The organism is Ruegeria sp. CF3, from assembly GCF_056537365.1.
This window is the reverse complement of the sequence record NZ_JBQFRK010000001.1, coordinates 58,519-77,730: the sequence shown is the minus strand read 5'-3', so window position 1 is coordinate 77,730 and position 19,212 is coordinate 58,519. Positions and strand designations below refer to the sequence as shown.

The 19,212-nt window shown below is 59.0% G+C and carries 20 protein-coding genes and 1 riboswitch; of the genes, 11 read left to right on the top strand and 9 right to left on the bottom strand.

The features are described from left to right. Positions 1 to 48: 48 nt before the first annotated feature. The 3 genes from ACR0KC_RS00450 to metZ form a co-directional block, all read right to left on the bottom strand. Positions 49 to 816, bottom strand: coding sequence for a hypothetical protein (locus ACR0KC_RS00450; RefSeq protein ID WP_480704486.1), 768 nt, complete (start codon positions 814 to 816; stop codon positions 49 to 51). Positions 817 to 1,097: 281 nt separating this feature from the next. Beyond that, the gene (gene folE2, locus ACR0KC_RS00445) at positions 1,098 to 2,201 is read right to left on the bottom strand and encodes a GTP cyclohydrolase FolE2 (RefSeq protein ID WP_170563343.1); all 1,104 of its coding nucleotides are present in this window, start codon (positions 2,199 to 2,201) and stop codon (positions 1,098 to 1,100) included. 181 nt (positions 2,202 to 2,382) lie between these two features. Next, positions 2,383 to 3,573, bottom strand: a complete 1,191-nt coding sequence (gene metZ / locus ACR0KC_RS00440) for an O-succinylhomoserine sulfhydrylase (RefSeq protein ID WP_223118223.1) — start codon at positions 3,571 to 3,573, stop codon at positions 2,383 to 2,385. Positions 3,574 to 3,635: 62 nt separating this feature from the next. Next, a riboswitch (SAM riboswitch) is annotated at positions 3,636 to 3,713 on the bottom strand. Positions 3,714 to 3,843: 130 nt separating this feature from the next. Between metZ and ACR0KC_RS00435 the strand changes: the two genes are divergently transcribed. The 4 genes from ACR0KC_RS00435 to ACR0KC_RS00420 all read left to right on the top strand — a co-directional run bounded on the left by ACR0KC_RS00435 (position 3,844) and on the right by ACR0KC_RS00420 (position 6,778). After that, on the top strand, positions 3,844 to 4,533 hold the full coding sequence (locus ACR0KC_RS00435; RefSeq protein WP_480704484.1) for a glutathione S-transferase N-terminal domain-containing protein: 690 nt from the start codon (positions 3,844 to 3,846) through the stop codon (positions 4,531 to 4,533). Between the two features lie 113 nt (positions 4,534 to 4,646). Then, positions 4,647 to 5,480 carry a TPM domain-containing protein gene (locus ACR0KC_RS00430; RefSeq protein WP_480771348.1) on the top strand — a complete coding sequence of 278 codons (834 nt, stop codon included), beginning with the start codon at positions 4,647 to 4,649 and terminating at the stop codon, positions 5,478 to 5,480. 183 nt (positions 5,481 to 5,663) lie between these two features. Continuing rightward, on the top strand, positions 5,664 to 5,987 hold the full coding sequence (locus tag ACR0KC_RS00425) for a 2Fe-2S iron-sulfur cluster-binding protein (RefSeq protein WP_170404961.1): 324 nt from the start codon (positions 5,664 to 5,666) through the stop codon (positions 5,985 to 5,987). Then, on the top strand, positions 5,987 to 6,778 hold the full coding sequence (locus ACR0KC_RS00420) for an FG-GAP repeat domain-containing protein (RefSeq protein ID WP_170731872.1): 792 nt from the start codon (positions 5,987 to 5,989) through the stop codon (positions 6,776 to 6,778). The genes ACR0KC_RS00425 and ACR0KC_RS00420 overlap by 1 nt, the downstream gene beginning before the upstream one ends. Before the next feature lie 94 nt (positions 6,779 to 6,872). Here the strand turns inward: ACR0KC_RS00420 and purD are convergent, their stop codons facing one another. Next, on the bottom strand, positions 6,873 to 8,135 hold the full coding sequence (purD, locus tag ACR0KC_RS00415; protein ID WP_480704480.1) for a phosphoribosylamine--glycine ligase: 1,263 nt from the start codon (positions 8,133 to 8,135) through the stop codon (positions 6,873 to 6,875). A gap of 74 nt (positions 8,136 to 8,209) precedes the next feature. On the opposite strand from purD, the gene xseA reads away from it, so the two are divergent. Both xseA and ACR0KC_RS00405 read left to right on the top strand, forming a co-directional pair. Then, positions 8,210 to 9,694, top strand: a complete 1,485-nt coding sequence (gene xseA / locus ACR0KC_RS00410) for an exodeoxyribonuclease VII large subunit (RefSeq protein ID WP_170393536.1) — start codon at positions 8,210 to 8,212, stop codon at positions 9,692 to 9,694. 3 nt (positions 9,695 to 9,697) lie between these two features. Then, positions 9,698 to 10,360 carry a glutathione S-transferase family protein gene (locus ACR0KC_RS00405; protein ID WP_480704478.1) on the top strand — a complete coding sequence of 221 codons (663 nt, stop codon included), beginning with the start codon at positions 9,698 to 9,700 and terminating at the stop codon, positions 10,358 to 10,360. On the opposite strand, the gene ACR0KC_RS00400 is transcribed toward ACR0KC_RS00405, so the two are convergent. Further along, on the bottom strand, positions 10,336 to 10,716 hold the full coding sequence (locus ACR0KC_RS00400) for a hypothetical protein (protein WP_255612129.1): 381 nt from the start codon (positions 10,714 to 10,716) through the stop codon (positions 10,336 to 10,338). The genes ACR0KC_RS00405 and ACR0KC_RS00400 overlap by 25 nt on opposite strands. Positions 10,717 to 10,872: 156 nt before the next feature. Here ACR0KC_RS00400 and ACR0KC_RS00395 point away from each other — a divergent pair, with 156 nt between their 5' ends. The 5 genes from ACR0KC_RS00395 (at position 10,873) to ACR0KC_RS00375 (ending at position 15,100) form a co-directional block, all read left to right on the top strand. Further along, positions 10,873 to 11,511 carry a lysoplasmalogenase family protein gene (locus tag ACR0KC_RS00395; RefSeq protein WP_480704476.1) on the top strand — a complete coding sequence of 213 codons (639 nt, stop codon included), beginning with the start codon at positions 10,873 to 10,875 and terminating at the stop codon, positions 11,509 to 11,511. Between the two features lie 58 nt (positions 11,512 to 11,569). Continuing rightward, positions 11,570 to 12,709, top strand: coding sequence for a signal recognition particle-docking protein FtsY (gene ftsY / locus ACR0KC_RS00390; protein ID WP_170404941.1), 1,140 nt, complete (start codon positions 11,570 to 11,572; stop codon positions 12,707 to 12,709). Positions 12,710 to 12,797: 88 nt separating this feature from the next. Then, entirely contained in the window at positions 12,798 to 13,700 is a 903-nt protein-coding gene (locus tag ACR0KC_RS00385) for a DMT family transporter (RefSeq protein WP_170393546.1), read from the top strand. Between the two features lie 16 nt (positions 13,701 to 13,716). After that, a complete protein-coding gene (locus ACR0KC_RS00380) occupies positions 13,717 to 14,322 on the top strand; it encodes an inner membrane-spanning protein YciB (protein ID WP_170393548.1) in 606 nt (201 codons plus the stop codon). A gap of 109 nt (positions 14,323 to 14,431) precedes the next feature. Beyond that, the gene (locus ACR0KC_RS00375; protein WP_170393550.1) at positions 14,432 to 15,100 is read left to right on the top strand and encodes a Crp/Fnr family transcriptional regulator; all 669 of its coding nucleotides are present in this window, start codon (positions 14,432 to 14,434) and stop codon (positions 15,098 to 15,100) included. A gap of 229 nt (positions 15,101 to 15,329) precedes the next feature. On the opposite strand, the gene ACR0KC_RS00370 is transcribed toward ACR0KC_RS00375, so the two are convergent. The 4 genes from ACR0KC_RS00370 to hflK all read right to left on the bottom strand — a co-directional run bounded on the left by ACR0KC_RS00370 (position 15,330) and on the right by hflK (position 19,184). Further along, on the bottom strand, positions 15,330 to 16,772 hold the full coding sequence (locus ACR0KC_RS00370; RefSeq protein ID WP_480503421.1) for a Do family serine endopeptidase: 1,443 nt from the start codon (positions 16,770 to 16,772) through the stop codon (positions 15,330 to 15,332). A 179-nt stretch (positions 16,773 to 16,951) separates the two neighbouring features. Continuing rightward, the gene (locus ACR0KC_RS00365; RefSeq protein ID WP_170393554.1) at positions 16,952 to 17,146 is read right to left on the bottom strand and encodes a DUF2065 domain-containing protein; all 195 of its coding nucleotides are present in this window, start codon (positions 17,144 to 17,146) and stop codon (positions 16,952 to 16,954) included. Then, the gene (gene hflC / locus ACR0KC_RS00360) at positions 17,146 to 18,042 is read right to left on the bottom strand and encodes a protease modulator HflC (RefSeq protein WP_170393556.1); all 897 of its coding nucleotides are present in this window, start codon (positions 18,040 to 18,042) and stop codon (positions 17,146 to 17,148) included. The genes ACR0KC_RS00365 and hflC overlap by 1 nt, the downstream gene beginning before the upstream one ends. Next, entirely contained in the window at positions 18,042 to 19,184 is a 1,143-nt protein-coding gene (gene hflK / locus ACR0KC_RS00355; RefSeq protein WP_170393723.1) for an FtsH protease activity modulator HflK, read from the bottom strand. Before hflK ends, hflC begins: the two co-directional genes overlap by 1 nt. Positions 19,185 to 19,212 lie beyond the last annotated feature (28 nt).

Genomic DNA, 19,212 nt, shown 5'->3' with positions numbered 1-19,212 from the left:
GGGCAGCGTTGGCGCGCCAGCCCGACGGTGTCAAGCAGATGATCCGTGTTAACTGTCGGATTTTATCTCAACGCCCGGCATCGCGGGTGGCTTCGACGGGGCGCGTGCACGACGCGGTGCCGGTTTGGCCTGCTCAGCCGACGCAGCTGCGGGTTTCTTCGTCGCAGGTTTTGCAGCGGCAGGTTTCGGAGCCGCTTTGGCCTGAGGCGCAGCTTTTGCCGGGGCGGGCTTGGCCGGGGCGGGCTTAGCTACCGCAGGTGCCTTGGGCGCCGCTTTTGCCGTGTTTGCTGATGCTTTCGGCGCTGCGGCTGCCGGTTGCGCCTTGGCTTGTGCTGAAGATTTGAACTCCGCAACCGGCTTGGCCGCCGTTGATACTGGCTTGGCCGCTTTCGAGGTGGGTTTCGCAGATACGTTGGCCTTCGCCGGTGCTGCTTTCACAGCCGTTTTGGCGGCCGGGGCCGCCTTGGGTGCAGCGGCCGCAACCTTAGGAGCCGCCGTTTTCGGCGCTGGTGCCGCCACAGGCTTAGCCGCCGCCTTCGGCTTTGGTGCTGCTTTGGGTTTCGGCGCCTCTTTAGGCTTTACTGCAACCTTGGCTTTTGCAGCCGGTCTGGCTGGCTTTCGCGTTGCTGGTGTCGCCACTTCGCGGGCAACCGGTGCGGGTGCCTCGGCTGTCTTCAGTCCGTGCAGAGGTGTCGTCGGCAGATCAAACGCCGCGCGGGTCATGATCTGCATGATCTCAATCTGACTGGCCATTGCGTAACCGGCCATCCGGATGGCCGCTGCCTGAAACTCAAGCGGTTGAGTAATCGGATTCATTGCATGTCTCTCCTGATAAAACCGAGGCAGCGGGTAGATGAGTAAAGGACCCCGCCCGCCCCAATCGTCCGGGCGGATTTGCAGGTTGGCGGTCCAAGGCGTTGCACGTCCCGGTTTCCTTTCGGGCTGCGCGACCCGGTTTTTACGGATGCGCAGCAGCTGCACTCGGGGACAATGTAGCGCAATTCAAGGTGCAGATGCAGCAATTCCTGCTGCATTGCGGCAAAAAAGCGCCCATGCAGGATTTTTGACTGTTTTTCCAGCAGCTTCCGCAGGGTCAATCAGCCCACATGAAACAGCGTCGTGAACAAACGCGGGTCCAGGCTCGCGGATTCGAAGGTTGGACCTTCGGTCAGAATCGAGACCGCATCATGGCTGTGCAGGCTTTCCTGATGGCTGGCGATCACACGGAAATCGCCGACATGATGATCGGCCTGCAGCTCGGCGCAGAACAGACGCGCGGCATCTTCCACGAATATGGGATTGGCCGCGTTCAGTTCGGCAAAGGCCTGTTCATCTTCGCGCTTGACCATCACCTGAGTTTCGGTCGGCACAGCGCGGCGGCACAGCGCGATCAGATCTTCGAACCACAGACAATCGGCGTTGCAATCGATAACCACCGAAATCCGCGCCACCGAGCGCTGGGAATGCGGCGTCGCCAGCTGCCCGCGGGTTGCGCGCGCGTGTTCGCTCAGTTCCAATGAACAGGGGCATGTGGACGAATAGACATAGTCCAGATGCATAATCTTCAGACGTTCTCCGCCTTGATCGACCAGTTCCAGCGCGATGTCGTAATATTGGTATCCGGACAAGCCCGAACGCAGGCTCTCAATCCGATCGGGATAGGAAAACCGCATCTGTATGCGCGCATCCAAACTATCCAGATCAGTCAGATAGTCGTTCAGCGCTGCCTCCATCACCTCAAAACTAAAGGTGCGCTCGGCGTGCTTGTAGAAGGACCGCATGATCCGAGACATGTTGATGCCCTTCTTCTCGGCCTCAAGGCTGACAGACCCGGTGACCGAGGTCTCAAGTGTCAGCTCGGCACCGCTTTTGCGATGGAACCGGATCGGCAGGCGGAAATTCGAGATGCCGACATGCTGGATTTGCTGCTTCGAACCCCGGATCAGGCTGGATGGACCGTTTTGCAGATCCGGCAATGTGGCCTTGTAGGCTGCATCCGCCTCAAACTCGTGGGGATATTCGCGCGACAGGGCTGGATAGTTTGACGGCAACAGCCCCGGGACAAGCTGCGCAATGGCCGGGTCCAGTTGACTGATCTCGGCCGCCGAGGCTGATTTCGCCCATTCGCGCAGCACCTTGAGCGCCGCTGCGGCCTGATCGTGATCGGGTGTCTCGTTGATGTCGCGCGGATGAATGTTCATTGGCACGGATCCCTTGCTAGGCCGACGGTTATATACCACCGAGGTTTAATTACCAGTCCTGAACGATACGCGCGGAATAGCAGTCCGGATCGAAATTCGAGGCAAGAAATCGTCATTTTACAACCAAATGCGCCGGATCAGGCGGATCACATCCGCCTGATGGTGCATTCCCGGCGCAACACTAGCCCTGAGATACGTCTAGCGCGCGCTGGATATCCGCCAGCAAATCACCGGCATCCTCAAGCCCAACCGAAAGGCGGATCAGGCCCGGCGTGATACCCAACTCATCGCGTTGTTCGTCACTCAGACGCTGGTGCGTTGTGGTGGCCGGGTGCGTTGCGATCGACTTGGCATCGCCTAAATTATTCGAGATCACAGGGATCGTCAGCGCATTCAGGAACGCAAACGCTGCCGCTTTGCCGCCCTTGATGTCCAGCGATAGAACCGTACCGCCCTTGCCGCCCAGCTGCTCTTGCACCAACGCGTTTTGCGCATGGGTTCTCAGCCCGGGATACAGAGTCCGCTCCAGTGCAGAATGCCCTTCTAAAGCTTCTGCGATCGTTTGCGCGCTATCGGCTTGCGCGTTTACGCGCAGGGCCATGGTTTCAAGACCTTTGACCATGATCCAAGCGCTGAACGGGCTAAGCGCACCGCCGGTGTGCTTCATGTAAGGCTCGACCGTGCCACGGATGAATTCCTTGGTGCCGATGATCACGCCGCCCAGCGCCCGGCCCTGCCCGTCGATATGCTTGGTCGCCGAATAGACCACCACGTCGGCTCCCTGTTCGATCGCGCGCGAGAACACGGGTGTCGAGAACACGTTGTCCACGATTACAACCGCACCCACCGCATGGGCCAGCTTCGACACGGACGTGATGTCGATCACTTCAAGCGTCGGGTTCGACATGGATTCAAAAAACACTGCCTTGGTGTCAGGCCGGATCGCGGCCTCCCACGCGTCCAGATCGGTGCCGTCTACAAAGGTCACCTCAACGCCATAACGCGTCAGGATGTTTTCGAGGATATACAGACAGGACCCAAAAAGCGCCTTGGCTGAAACCACATGGTCGCCCGCCTGCAGCATCGAAGTCAGCGCACCGTTCACAGCGGCCATACCTGAAGCGGTGGCAAACGCATCCTCGCCGCCTTCCAAAGCTGCGATACGCTGCTCGAACATCGACACGGTGGGGTTGCCGTAGCGGGCATAGATGAACTCATCCGGGCCGCTTTCGATAAACCGGGCCTCGGCCTGCTCGGCGTTATCGTAGACAAACCCCTGCGTCAGAAAGATCGACTCAGAAACCTCATTGTACTGACTGCGACGGATGCCGCCATGGACGGCTTGGGTGCGTTTGTTCCAGCTCTCGCTCATCTCATTCCTTTCAGCCCCGCATTGGAGGCAAACAAAAAACCCCAGACGCGGCCAAGCGAAAGGGGTCTTTCATCCTGACCTTTTAGCGGTGTTGTTTAACGTGGCCCGCAATCCGGTAACAAATCGCCACATGAATGAAGATGCGTTTACGCCCCGCCCCGGAACACGTCAAGCCCGACTGATCACCGGTCACGCTTTCGTAACACAGCCACGCGCGCTCTTGCCGTTTGTGCAGAAAGCTTCATGATCGCCCAAATTCAAGGAGGCCCCATGATTGATCTCTATTTCTGGCCCACGCCCAACGGCTGGAAAGTGTCCATCGCGCTGGAAGAGATGGAGCTGCCCTACAAAACCCACTTAATCAACATCGGCAAGGGCGACCAGTTCGATCCCGAGTTTCTAAAGATCTCGCCCAATAACCGCATGCCCGCCATCGTCGACCCGGACGGCCCTGACGGCGCGCCTATTTCGGTGTTCGAAAGCGGCGCGATCCTGATGTACCTCGCCCGCAAGACCGGGCGATTCTACGGCAATACCGAACGTGACAGGATCGCAGTCGAGGAATGGCTGATGTGGCAAATGGGCGGCGTAGGCCCGATGGCCGGCCAAGCGCATCACTTCCTTAAATACGCTCCACATCTAGACCCGCCACAAGACCATTCCTATCCGAAAGACCGCTATCGCAGTGAGGTCGGGCGTCTCTACGGCGTGCTCGACCGCAGGCTGGCCGAAAACGAATACGTCGCCGGCGATTTCTACTCCATCGCCGACATGTCGATCTGGGGCTGGGCCAGCCTATGGGAAGGCCAGCAACAGGTGCTTGAGGACAAACCGCATTTCACCCGCTGGCTGGACATGATGAGCGCCCGACCCAGCGTGCAGGCAGGCCGAGCCTTACATGCAGAACTGCGCGGGGATCATCGGGACCGGCAGTCGCAGGGGGTATTGTTCAGGCGGTAATCGTTACCGAAAACCATCATCGGCATTTGACACACAACCTTCCAGGGTCGGGCCATATCCCGGTTGCTATTGTGTCGCTCGGTGATACGCTTCCGAAAAACACGCGGGCAGCCATGAGAATTGTTTTCGTCTTATTAATGATTTGGGCCAATACTGCATTTGGGCAAACTTATCCCGACTATCAAAGCACGACCGTCAACGACTTTGCCAATTTGCTCAGCCCGTTGGACGAGGAGGCACTTGCTGAGCAACTAGATGGGCTCAAACGCGAGACAGGGGTCGAAATGACCATCCTGACACTGCGCACTCAAGGCGACTATGCCGACGGTCTGACGCTCGAACAGTTTGCCACCGGGCTTTTTGACCACTGGGGGATCGGCGACGCTTCTCGAAACGATGGTGTGCTTGTGATGGTCTTACGGGATGACCGGGCTATGCGAATCGAGCTTGGCGCCGCCTATGGGCGCGACTGGGATCACGCCGCGGAACGCATTGTTGACACGCAATTCCTCCCGGCCTTCAAAGCAAACAATTATGCAATCGGGATCAAGGCCGGCACTACGGCTATCATAGATCAGATCATAAAGCCTTTTCGCACTGGCGAGGCCGCGCCCGCCAAGAAAACAAATGATGATCTAGGTCTCTGGATATTTGGCCTCTTTGCCATGATGATTATGATGCTCAAAGGCCGCAATTTCATAAGTGATGGTCTGGTACGACTTCGAACCTGCCCAAAATGTGGGAACCGCAGTCTGCGCCAGAGGCGACGCATCACGCTCTCCGCAAGTACAACGAGGGCCGGTTCGGGTATTCGCCGGATCGAATGCCTAAAATGCGATTACGCTGAAGAAACCAGCTACTATATCCCTCAGGTTTCCCAAAGCTCTGGCGGGGGCGGTTTCGGCGGCGGTCGATCTGGTGGCGGGGGCGCGTCCGGGCGCTGGTAGCACTCATCAGGCAAATTCGTTTTCTCAGTGTTTCCCTGCAATCGCGTCGCCAGGCACGCAAACTTAGCCTTACCAAAGCCGCAAAAATCCAAACACGGCATCCAGAGTCGCAATTGCCACTGGAATCACCTAATTCCCTTCACTAAGAAAGCTCTCGAACATCGCAAAAGGAAGACGCAAGCAATGGCAAAGATCACCTATGTCGAGCACAGCGGTACCGAACATACAGTCGACGTCGCCAACGGGCTGACGGTCATGGAAGGGGCCCGCGACAACAACATCCCCGGCATCGAGGCCGATTGCGGCGGCGCCTGCGCCTGCTCAACCTGCCACGTCTATATTCATCCTGACTGGGTCGAGAGAATCCCCGCCAAGGACGACATGGAAGAAGACATGCTGGACTTCGCCTATGAACCCGACCCGACCCGCTCGCGCCTGACCTGTCAGATCAAGGTCACCGACGCGCTGGATGGTCTGGTTGTGCAGATGCCCGAAAAGCAGATCTGATGCACCCTGATGCGCCGCGCCAGCCCAACCGCCTTTGGCACCGTCGGGCGCGCGGCGCTGTTCTGATGGTTTGCATTTGGCTAACGGGGAATATGCCCGCAGCCAGCGGCGAAACCAAAGTATCTGCTCGCTTCACGGAACCAACAACACGCTACGCCCATGGGGTGCTTGGCGACGCCATCGAATACGGTGCTTTGGAAATCGGCGTCGGTACAAGTCTTTCCTCGGCGGCGCGGCGAAAAGTCGATAGCTCCAAACGCTCGACCGTTACAATACGTCTGCCTGAAGACCGCGTATTCGAAGATCTTGCCCCACGCCTGGCCGATATCGATCAGGACGGGTTGCCCGAAGTCATCGTTGTAGAGACCCAGCAGCATACGGGTGCTCAACTGGCGATCTATGACGTCAATGGTCAAAAAATCGCCGCCACCCCCCATATCGGCACGCGCAACCGCTGGCTCGCCCCCATCGGTGCCGCCGATCTGGATGGTGATGGACATGTCGAGATCGCCTATGTCGACCGCCCACACCTTGCGAAAACTCTGCGCATCTGGCGTTACAAAGACGGTGAACTCATTGAAATCGCGACAATCCCTGGCCTTACCAATCACAGGATCGGTGAAGATTTTATTTCAGGCGGCCTGCGCCAATGCGAAACACACCCTGAGCTGATCCTCGCCAGCGCCGACTGGTCGCGGATCATAGGCGTCTCGTACAGCAAAGGCTGGCGACAAAAAGACCTCGGACCACTCAACAGTCTCAAAGATCTGGCCAACGCACTAAAGTGCTGATCCGATCTTCATCTGGCCATAAATACCTCGGGGAGCGCGAGGGGCTGGCCCCTCGCCCCGAAATCATCAAGCCGGGCGCAGCCCGACTACTGAGTTAAAGCGCGCGCCAGCCGATGTCGCGACGGAAGAACCCTTCAGGCCAATCAACACCTTCAACCATGTCATACGCCCGGTCGCGTGCGTCTTGCAGCGTTTCCCCACGCGCAGTCACATTCAGAACGCGGCCACCCGCGGCCTGAACCTTGCCTTCAGCCGCTTTTGTCCCCGCGTGGAATACCATGTTGCTACTATCCTCGGCCAGATCGCCCAGGCCGTTGATCACAGTGCCTTTTTCATAAGAACCAGGATACCCCTTTGCCGCCATCACGACCGTGATGGCGTGATCGTCGGCCCAGTTCACCCGCGTCTCAGACAAGCGACCCTCGGCCGCCGCGTGCATCAGGTCCATGGCCTGAGCGCCAAGGCGCATCATCAGTACCTGACATTCGGGATCTCCGAACCGCACGTTGTACTCCACTAATCTGGGCTGACCATCCCTGATCATCAAACCGGCGTAGAGCACACCCTGAAACGGAGTCCCGCGCCGCTTCATCTCGGCCACCGTCGGGCGCACGATCTGATCCATCGCAAGGGCCTCGATCTCGGCGCTCAGCACCGGGGCCGGAGAATAGGCGCCCATACCCCCTGTGTTCAGCCCGGTATCGCCCTCGCCGACGCGCTTGTGATCCTGCGCTGTGCCGATCGACAGGATATCCTCTCCGTCACAGAGCACGAACAGAGACGCCTCCTCGCCCTCCATGAACTCCTCGATCACCACTTCGGCCCCCGCGCCACCAAAGGCTCCGCCGAACATGTCGTCAATCGCGTCCAGGGCGGTTTGCTCGTCCATCGCAACGATCACGCCCTTCCCGGCAGCCAGCCCATCGGCCTTGACCACAATCGGGGCCTCCTGCGCACGGATGTATTCCTTGGCGGGCTCAGCCTCGGCGAACCGGGCATAAGCCGCCGTCGGCGCGCCGGATGCGTCACAGATTTCCTTGGTGAAACTTTTTGAGGCCTCCAACCGCGCCGCTTCTGCCGAGGGCCCGAAAACCAGCACACCCGCTTCGCGCAGCCGGTCAGCGACCCCTGCGGCCAAAGGCGCTTCGGGGCCAACGATCACGAAATCAATCGCGTTTTCCTCGGCAAAGTTGACCACAGCACCGCCATTCTCAATGTCCACCGCCGCGCACTCTGCGATCTGGGCGATCCCGGCATTCCCCGGCGCCACAATCAGGCGATCACATTTGGGGTTTTGCATCACCGCCCAAGCCAGACTGTGCTCGCGTCCACCGCTGCCGAGAATGAGGATATTCATGAAACGCTCCGATCTGCTTGGCCTTGCCTGCGCGGCGTTCTAAGCTGCGCAGAGATTTGACACAAGGCGCTGAAATGTCCGACCTGCTAGATGACCCGATTCCGGGTCAGAACACCCCCGAATACACTGTCTCGGACATCTCAGGCGAGGTGAAGCGCACGCTCGAGGGCACCTTTGGCCGAATCCGTGTGCGTGGAGAAGTGGGCCGCGTGTTCAAGGCCCGTTCGGGTCATCTGTATTACGACATAAAGGACGACCGGAACGTGCTGGCCTGCACAACTTGGAAAGGGCAGATTTCTGGTCTTTCAGTTGTTCCCGAAGAAGGCCTCGAGGTTGTCGTCACCGGGCGCCTGACAGCTTTTGGAGCCCAGTCGAAATACAACCTGAATGTCGATGAAGTCGCCGTCGCCGGGCAAGGCGCGCTGATGGCATTGCTGGAAAAGCGCAAAAAGCAGCTCGAATCCGAAGGCTTGTTTGCGGCTGAACGCAAGAAACCCCTGCCCTACTTGCCGCAGATCATCGGCGTTGTCACTTCGCCCTCCGGTGCGGTGATCCGAGACATCTTGCATCGGCTGCGTGATCGGTTCCCGCGCAAAGTACTGATCTGGCCCGTCGCGGTTCAGGGGGCAAACTGTGCCCCCGAAGTGACCCGCGCCATCGAAGGCTTCAATCAACTCACACCGGGCGGGGCCCTCCCGCGACCCGACCTGATTATCGTCGCGCGCGGCGGTGGGTCCATAGAAGACCTCTGGGGCTTCAACGAAGAAAGCGTCGCGCGCGCGACTGCAGCCTCAGAAATCCCGCTGATCTCGGCCGTCGGGCACGAGACGGACACCACCCTGATCGACTATGTCTCGGACCGCCGCGCGCCTACGCCAACCGCCGCTGCCGAACTTGCCGTACCGGTCCGCATGGAACTGCTGGCTTGGACCAACGAACAAGGGGCCCGCCTGTCGCGCGCCTCCACGGATGCCGTGCAACGCCGCAGCCAGCGTCTGCGCGACCTGTCCCGAGCCCTGCCCCGCCCCGATACACTGCTGGAAAGCCCGCGCCAAAGGCTCGACCAAATCTCGGAACGCCTGCCCAACGCGCTGATCCGGGGTGTTCAGAACCGCCGCGTCAAACTGCTGGACAGTGCGGCGCGTCTGCGCCCCTCGACCCTGCGCAGCTTTGTCGAAACCCGCCGCGATCGCTGGCGCAACCTGTCCTCACGCCTGTCACTGCGCCCGATCCAGCGCGAGCTGGAAACACGGCGCGACGCTCTGAATCGCCTATCCGAACGCCTGAACACCGGGCAATCCACGCGATTGGACCGCCTGCGCCAGCAGATGGACGCCACCGACCGCCTACGTGAAACGCTGAGCTACAAGGCGACGCTCGGGCGTGGCTACGCCGTCGTGCGCGCCGAAGGAGAGGTCATCACAACCAAAGCTCAAGCCTCCGGTCACGCTGTTCTTGAGATCGAATTCGCTGACGGTCGCCTCAGGACCGGGGCTGCGGGCAAGGCGCCACCCAAGAAATCCAAACAGGCACCTCCTGATCAGGGATCGTTGTTCTGACCGATGTTGACGATCTGGGGCCGTAAAACATCCTCGAACGTTCAGGCCCTAATGTGGTGCGTGGGTGAGCTTGGCCTAGAATACCAGCGTCACGATCTTGGCCATCGCTTCGGCGGGCTGGACACTGCAGCGTTTCGGGCACTGAACCCAAACAAAACCATCCCCGTCCTGCAAGATGGCGACAACCCACCGCTTTGGGAAACCGGCGCCATCCTGCGATATCTGGCCACCCAATATGGCGAACAGGCATTCTGGCCTTCAGATCCTACCCGGCGCGCCACGATCGACAAATGGGCCGAATGGGCGAAACTCAACGTGGCGATGGCGTTTACCGTTCCGGTGTTCTGGCAAATTGTGCGAACACCCGTTGAACAGCAGGACCAAACAGCGATCCATCGGGCCGTCAGCGATTTGGAAATCAAACTGGCAATCGCAGACAAGGAGCTGGACCAAAACACGTTCCTTGCGGGTGAGCATTTTACACTGGCGGATATACAGTTCGGCCACGTCCTTTACCGCTACTACGATATCGACATCGTCCGCGCACCGTTACCGCATTTGCGTCGATACTATGAACGGCTAACCGAAAGGCCCGCGTTTCAACTTCACGTCATGCTGGACTATGAAGACCTGCGACCATTTCAGACCCCTACATCCGGTCCGTAGCACAACATCTCTTCGCCAATATCCTCGGCCTCGTACAACTCGGTCGCTGTCGGATCGCCCTCGAATTGTGCGATCAAACCGCCCCCGGATTGCCAGAAAACCCAGCATTGCGGCGCCAGTTGATCCTCATAGATGAAACAGATCTGATCTTCCTGCTCGTACCAAACTCCGTTCATGCAATTGCCATCCAGAAATGACCAGATGACTCGGCGGTCTGGCAGATACCGTTCGACTCCGTAGGCCTGCCCATCGAACCCGTAATACAAAGTCTTCCCACGCGTATACGCATCGAATTCAGGCCCTGTCAGAGGCGACTGTGCCGCAACGGGCTGAGCGAAAAGGGTCAGCAGAATCATGCAAGTTCGGATCATGGTCACACTGTGTCAGAAGCAACCCACAAGTGCCATTCAACCTTTCCACATCGTGGCGATCGGCAAGATAACTCCACGTCACGCCTTGATGCACCGCCGAGATCATGGCGATGATTGACTCAAAAACATCGGGGACGCACCATGACGACACTTCTTTTCTGGATTGCGGCGGCCTGCGCGCTGGCCTACCTGCCACTTACCGCGCGCCCGGCCGGCACCCTGCGTAGCATGCTGAAAACAGCATCGGTCGTGCTGCTGGCAGGCGTCGCCATACTGGCAAGCGCGCCATGGCTCCTGATCCTCGCCCTCACCTTCTGCGCGATAGGTGATGCCCTTCTGTCACGCGAAACCGACAGCACATTCATGGCAGGCATCGGTGCATTTGCTGCGGGGCATTTGGCCTATATCGCCTTATTTTTGACGAGCCCCAGCAGCAGCCCTGAACAGATCTTCGACCACCCCGCGATCTTCTGGTCCCTGATCATCCTGGGCATCGTTATGGCCACGCTGCTCACCCCCCGCGCCGGAGACCTCAAAATCCCCGTCCTCGCTTATATTCCAATCATCCTGGGCATGGGCATCACCGTTCTTGCCCTTCCCGAAACTGGAGCCTTACGCTGGGCCCTTCCCGCCGCGATGGCCTTCATCGCCTCGGACCTGGCGCTTGCGACTGAAAAGTTCCTGCTACCTGCCAATCACCCGACCCTGAAGCTTACGCCCTATCTGGTCTGGCCGCTTTACTGGGCTGCCCAAGCCGGGTTTCTGATCGCCTTCACCTGACCCTTTGCAACTGCCTTCAATCCACATTAGGTGAAGGGAACACCTGCGGAGATCAAAAATGGCGTTTTTCTCAAAGCTCAAGGACAAGCTGTTCAAATCCTCATCGCGCCTCGAAGAGGGGCTGGATGCAATTGTCGAGGATGGCGGCGAGGAAACCCCAAATCCTGATCCGGTGATCCCCGAACCAGAGCCCGAACCGCAACCGGTTCCCGAAGTACCTGAACCCACGCCCGCGCCCCAACCGGTCGAGCCTCCCGCTCCGATCCCGGCTGATCCCACACCGGCGCCTCCACCCCCAGAGGTTCCAGAATCCAAGGGCTTGATGGGTCGCCTGTTCGGCCGAAATGAATCCAAGACCGTTGTCCGCCGCACGCTGGACGACGACATGCTGGAGCAACTCGAAGAGCTTCTGATCGCCTCGGATATGGGCGTCGACACCGCCTTGCGCGTTACGTCCAACATGGCCGAGGGCCGCTTTGGCCGCAAACTCTCGACCCAGGAAATCAAACAGCTGCTGGCGCAGGAGGTTGCCCGCGTGATGGAACCCGTGGCCAAACCAATGCCGATCTACCCGAAACGCCCGCAAGTGGTGCTGGTTGTTGGCGTCAACGGTTCGGGCAAAACTACGACAATCGGCAAGCTTGCCAGCCAGTTCAAAGCCGCCGGCAAGAAAGTCGTCATCGCCGCCGGAGACACATTCCGCGCCGCCGCCGTCGAACAGTTGCAGGTCTGGGGTGACCGCGCAGGCGTGCCCGTACTGACGGCACCCGAAGGGTCCGACCCTGCCTCGCTCGCCTTCGATGCACTGACCAAGGCCCAGAACGAAGGTGCTGACCTTCTGATGATCGACACCGCAGGCCGCCTGCAAAACCGCGCCGACCTGATGGAAGAGCTGGCCAAAATCGTCCGCGTCATCCGCAAGGTTGACGACACCGCACCGCACAACACTCTGCTGGTGCTGGACGCCACCACCGGGCAAAACGCCCTCAGTCAGGTCGAAACCTTCCGCAAACTGGCTGATGTCTCGGGCCTCGTGATGACCAAACTGGACGGCACAGCCAAAGGCGGCGTGCTGGTCGCCCTCGCCGACAAGTTCGGCCTTCCGATCCACGCCATTGGTGTCGGTGAGCAAATCGACGACCTCGCCCCGTTTGATCCCGAAGAATTCGCCGCCGCCCTGACGGGCTTACAATCCTGATCCGCCCCTTCATCTGGCCGAAAATACCTTCGGGGGGCGTGGGGGGCAGACAGCCCCCCACTCTCTCCGCCCAAGCGAAAGCCCCGATTTGAGCGACTGGCTGATCTCCCTCGAAGGCACCGAAGCAGGCCACCAACTCGCCCTCGCGCTCGCGCTGATGGCGGCCTTCCTGCATGCGGTTTTCGGTGCACTGCAAAAAGGCCGCCACGACCCGTGGATGTCGCGCGGGGCGATCGATGCCTGCTACTGCCTTATGGCGATGCCATTCGCCTTCTTTATCGTGCCATGGCCCGAACCTTACATGTGGCCGATCTTTGGCGTCGTTTGGCTGATCCATATCGGCTATAAGGTGCTGCAGGCGATGGCCTACACCAAAGGCTCCTATACCGTTGTCTATCCGGTCGTGCGCGGTACTGGCCCGCTCTTCACCGTGATCGGAGCCTATCTTTTGTTCGGTGAAACCTTCTCGGCCATCCAATGGCTTGGAGTCGCGACGCTTCTTGCGGGTATCTTCGGCCTTGCCGCCTATAACCTGCGCTACCTTGAGACCAATCGAGATACGCTGCAAATCGCGCTGGTGCTGGCGGTCGTCACGGGCCTCTTCGTGGCGCTCTATACGACCTATGATGCCTACGGTATCCGCGCTACGGCCGATCCGTTCACCTTCCTAGCGTGGTTCTTCATGATCGACGGGGCCGCGATGCCGATCTATGCTGCGCTCAGATACCGCGCAATGATCCACCGCCCTGCGCTTGGACCTCTGATGCTTCGCGGGTTCGCGGGCGGCATCATCGCGCCGATGTCCTTCGGTGCCATCATGCTCGCCACGCGACTGGACAAGGTCGGAGAGGCGGCGGTCCTGCGCGAAACCTCCACCGTTTTCGCAGCACTCATCGGCTGGCTGGTGCTGAAAGAAACTGTCGGCCCCAGACGCATTGCGTTGATGGCATTGATTGCACTCGGCGCAGTAATAGTTGAAATGGGCGGGTAAGCAGCAGGTTGGAATCATGGCAGAGAAAAAAGACATCAACCCATTCCTCAAACAGGTACTGGAACTTGGCCCCCCACTGGCCTTCTTCTTCATCTACCTGCGCCTGCGTGATGACAATTTCGTGATCGGCGGCACCGAGTATTCTGGGTTCATCGTCGCCACCATCCTGTTCGTGCCGCTGATGCTGGCTGCCATGGGCATCCTCTGGTACCTGACTGGCAAACTCAGCCGGATGCAGATTTTCACCGCATTCATGGTGATTTTCTTCGGCGGCCTCACCGCGTGGTTCAATGACGAGCGGTTTTTCAAGATGAAAACAACGCTGGTCTATGGCTTCTTTTCCGCCATCCTCGGGATCGGGCTTTTGCAGGGGAAATCCTACCTGGCATATGTTCTGGACGAGATGCTACCCATGCAGCACGAGGGCTGGATGATCCTCACCCGGCGTCTGTGTGCCTGTTTCGCGGTACTGGCCGCAGCCAATGAATTGGTCTGGCGCACGATGTCAACGGACCTATGGGTCAAGATCGAAACCTTCGGCTTTCCCATTGCCTTGATGGCGTTTCTGATGATGCAGTTCAACCTGCTGCAAAGCTATATGGATGATCCCGACAAGCAATAACTGTTCTTGCCCAAGCGTAACAAGCTAACAAAATTTCTTGGCTTAAGCTTGAAGCTGTGAAAAGTTGGGTCACCACCCGCACCACTCAACCCCGGAGATCAGCGCCCGAATGATGGCATTTCCCAACAGTGGATTCCTGTCCGAAGCCTCTGAAGAGCTGCGCACCATGCTGGCAGCCCAGGCCACCGAAGTCACATTGGATCGGGGCGATGTCCTGTTCGAGCAGGACGATGAAGGCGATGCGCTCTATGCCATTCTTTCCGGTGCGCTCGAAGTGTCATTTCTTGCGTCGAGCGGGCGCAAGCTGTCTCTCAGCATGATGCGCCCAGGTGAGGTGTTCGGGGAAATCGCGTTGTTCGACAGCGGTCCCCGCACCGCAACCGTAACAGCAGCTGAGCCCTCCAAAGTCCTGCGCGTTCGCCAGAAAGACATGATGGCGCAGATCCGGGAACACCCTGACCTTGCGGTGGATCTGATCCGCTTGGCCGGTCTTCGCATGCGCTATATGGGCGCTCAATTGAACGAGCAGGTATTCCTGCCGATGCCGATCCGACTGGCGCGCAAGCTTTTGCACCTGGCAGGACAACAGGACAGCCCAACGGCACGTATCACGCTTTCGCAGAGCGAATTGGCCGAATTTGTCGGTGCGACGCGTGAGGCAGTGTCAAAGACCATTTCGACATGGAAACGCGACAATGTCGTCGAAGCTTCGCGCGGCGGGCTGCAGATCCACGACTTTGACGCGCTGCGGCAACTGGCCGAATCCGATTTAATCTAAATTTTCGGCACAGATGTGATCCGCTTCACATACGCAGCTTTAAGATTGCCCTAAGGTCAATCCCGTTACCGTAGGAGGTCGGTTTTATCATCCCCGATATCTGTCCACCGACCTCTCCCTGTACAGAGCCATATGCCTTCCCCGGCATATGGCTTTTTTCTTTACAAAGTATGAAAAAGGCCGGGAAAATATCCCGACCTTCTAATTTCAGATCTGTTCGCTGAGTTTATTATTCTAGGCTCAGCGCTACGAACCGGGGTTCCCCGCCCCGCCGCACCAGCAGCAACAGAGATTTGCGTCCTGCTTCACGCGCCTCATCCATCCGCGTCTCCAGATCAGTGATCGAAGTCACCTTCTGCTGCCCCGCCTCAGTGATAAGATCACCGGCGCGCAGACCCTTTTCAAAGGCTTCCGAGGATTCATCAACATTGGTCACCAACAATCCTTCGGCGTCGGCATCCAGACCCAATTCCTCGCGCTGGCTATCCCCCAGCGGAGCGATGGTCAGGCCAAGAATATCCTTGTCTTCCTCCGTCGGCGTTTCGGCTTCCGGCTCTTCGCCGTTCTCGGCACGTTCGGCGTCTTCGCGGCGGCCCAGCGTCACCAGCACGGTTTGGGTGCCTCCATCACGGTGCACGACCACACGCACGGATTTGCCAACGGTGGTCTCTCCCACCTGCCGCACAAGGCCGCGTGTATCCTCGACCTCGACGCCATCAAAGCTGATGATCACGTCTCCGGCCAGCAGGCCCGCTTCTTTTGCCGGGCCGTCCGGTACATCGCTGATCAACGCACCTCCGGGTTTGTCCAGCCCCATCGCCTCGGCCATATCCTCGGTCACGTCCTGAATGCGCACGCCCAGCCAACCGCGGCGGGTCTCCCCGAACTCACGCAGTTGATCAACGACCTTGATCACCACGTTAGAAGCCATCGAGAAACCAATCCCGATCGAGCCGCCATTGGGCGACAGGATCGCAGTATTTACGCCGATCACCTCGCCATTCATGTTGAACAGCGGCCCACCCGAGTTGCCCCGGTTGATCGCAGCATCGGTCTGGATGTAGTCATCATATGACCCGCTCAGTGCCCGATTCCGGGCCGAGATAATCCCTGCTGACACCGAAAAGCCTTGCCCCAGCGGGTTCCCCATCGCGATCACCCAATCGCCCACGCGGGCAATGTCGCTGTCACCGAACTGCACGTATTTCAGCGGCCCTTCCGCCTCGACTTTCAGCAGCGCGATGTCGGTCTTTTCGTCCCGGCCGATTACCTTGGCAACCAAATCTTTCGCGGGCTGGCCATCACCGGGAAAAAACTCGACCAATATCTCATCGGCTTCGGCAATCACGTGATTGTTGGTGACGATATAGCCGTCTTCCGAGATCACGAAGCCCGAGCCCAGCGCATTGCTGCGACGTGGACGATTTTCATTGTCCCCGCCATTGCGATCCTGAAACTCTCGGAAAAAGTCTTCGAATGGTGAGCCCTCAGGCACGATCCCTTGCGGGCCAGTCTGGCCTTCGATCAGTGTCGACGTGGTGATATTGACCACCGCAGGGCTAATCTGTTCAGCCAGCGGCGCCAGGCTATCACCCCGTGCCTGCGCGGACACAGATTGAGCCAAAACCAGCAGCACCCCCACTAAGGTCAGCCACATCAGCCGCATCTTCATAACAAAATCGTCCCGTCGGACGGACACACTGCGCGCCTTAGCCTGCACTTGGGGTCTCCTTGTTGACTAATTCTCTGTTGGCATCACCTGGATGCCCTTCTTTGCAACCAATGTAGTCAGTTTGTCCCGGCCCGCAACTCGGGATCGCGGGGAAATCACCGGTGCGTGAAACCATCGCATCAAAAACCGACCTGATATGCGCCCCACAGCAGCACCAGCCCACTGACCACACAAAGCAGCCCGACCAGCCGCCGCGCCTGTTCCGGCAACGCGCGCAGCGCCTCAAGCATGCGTTCTATAAGCGAAGGGGCCAGCGCATAGGCCAGCCCCTCGACAATCAGTACCAGCCCGAAGGCCAGAAGGATCATGCCCATCACTCAGCGGCCGCAGCTGCCGGTGCCCGACGCCCGGTCGGAGAAGCAAGGTAGTTGAAGAACTCCGAGTCCGGGCTCAGGATCAACGAGCTGTTGCTGCCTTGCAGGGCATTCTCATAGGCGGTCAGCGAACGGTAGAATTCAAAGAACTCCGGATCGGCACCATAGGCTTCGGCGAAGATCGCGTTGCGTTCGGCATCGGCCTCACCGCGAATGATCTCGGCCTCACGGTTGGCGTCGGAAACCAGTTCAACCACGGTCCGGTCGGCCTGCGCGCGCACACGCTGCGCGGCTTCGTTACCGCGGGCGCGTTCGTCGGTCGCTTCACGTTCACGTTCTGCCTTCATCCGGTCAAACGTCGCCTCAAGGTTGGCCTGCGGCAGATCGGTCGCCTTCAGACGCACATCGATTACGTTCACGCCCAGCGCACGTGCCTGTGCAATCGCGCTGTTGCGGATACGCAGCATCAGTGCGGCACGATCCGAACTCAGGATGTCACGGGACGAAACCGAACCCAGTACTTCGCGGGTTTCGGCGCGCAGAATGCGGTCCAGACGATCCTCGGCAACCGGGATACCGCCGACACCAACGGCCTGACGGAACTGTTCCAGATCAGAAATCCGGTAGCGTGCGAAGGCATCGACCACCAGACGACGATCGTCCAGAGGCGTCACTTCCAGCGGCTGAACGTCAATCGACAGGATACGGTCGTCATACCGCACCACTTCCTGAATCAGCGGGATTTTGAATGCCAGCCCCGGATCTTCCTTAACCGCAACAACGCGACCAAATTGCAGAACCAGAGCGCGTTCACGCTCGTCCACGATGAAGATCGAGGACAGAACACCGACAATCGCAAGAAAGATGATCGGCAGAATAAACGTTGTCTTACGCATCAGTTGCTCTCCCCTGCAGGGTTACGGCGCAACTCGTTGAGCGGCAGATAAGGCACAACGCCCTGCCCCGATCCTGTCGAGTTTTCATCCAGAATGATCTTGTCCACATCACCCAGCACCTGCTCCATGCGTTCCAGATACAGACGTTTGCGGGTCACATCAGGCGCTTTGGAATATTCCTCCAAAACCGCGCTAAAGCGGCTGGCTTCACCCTGTGCACCGTTGATCTGCTGGGCACGATAAGCTTCGGCCTCTTCCAGTACCTGCGCGGCTTCACCACGCGCTTCGGCCAGAACGCGGTTGGCATAAGCGTCAGCAACGTTCTGCAACCGGTCACGCTCCTGCGCGGCGGCCTGAACGTCGCGGAACGCGGCAATCACGTCCTGTGGCGGGTCGGCCTTGTCAAAGTTCACACGAACGATGTTCACACCCGAATCGTAGCTGTCCATAGTCTCCTGAATCAGCTCCTGCAGGCGATCAGCAATGATGCCACGATCCCGGTTCAGGATCGGGGCCAGCTCGCTTTGGGCAATAATCTCACGCATCGCCGATTCAGACACGGCGCGGATCGTCTGGCGCGGATCACGCAGGTTGAACAGGAATTTCGCCGGGTCGTTGATGTTCCAGACAACCTGATAGTCGATATCGACCACATTCTCGTCACCGGTCAGCATCAGACCATCGTCGCTGCCACGGGCACCGCCCATGTCTTCGTTCTGTTCGCGGGTCACCGGAATGACCTCGGCGGTCACAAACGGCCACGGGGCAAAGTTCAGGCCCGGGTTTCCGACCGCCGAGAATTCGCCCAGAAACAGCTCAACCGACTGTTCTTCCGGTTTGACGGTATAGAAGCTTGCCAAACCCCAAAGACCAGCCGCAACCAGCAGACCGATCGCAACAGTCCCTTTGGTAAACGCGGGGCCACCACCGCCGCCCGAACCATTCGTACCACGGCCACCGCCGCCACGACCGCCCATTAGGACGCGCAGCTGCTCCTGGCCTTTCTTCATCAGCTCATCGATCTCGGGGATCTGCGGGCCGTCACCTTCGGGGGGCTTGCGCCCATCCCCGTTATTACCCCGATTTCCTCCGCCTCCGGATGAGCCTCCGCCCCCCCAGGGGCCGCCGCTGTTGCCCGCCATATGTATCTTTTCCCTTGTGTTGGACCGT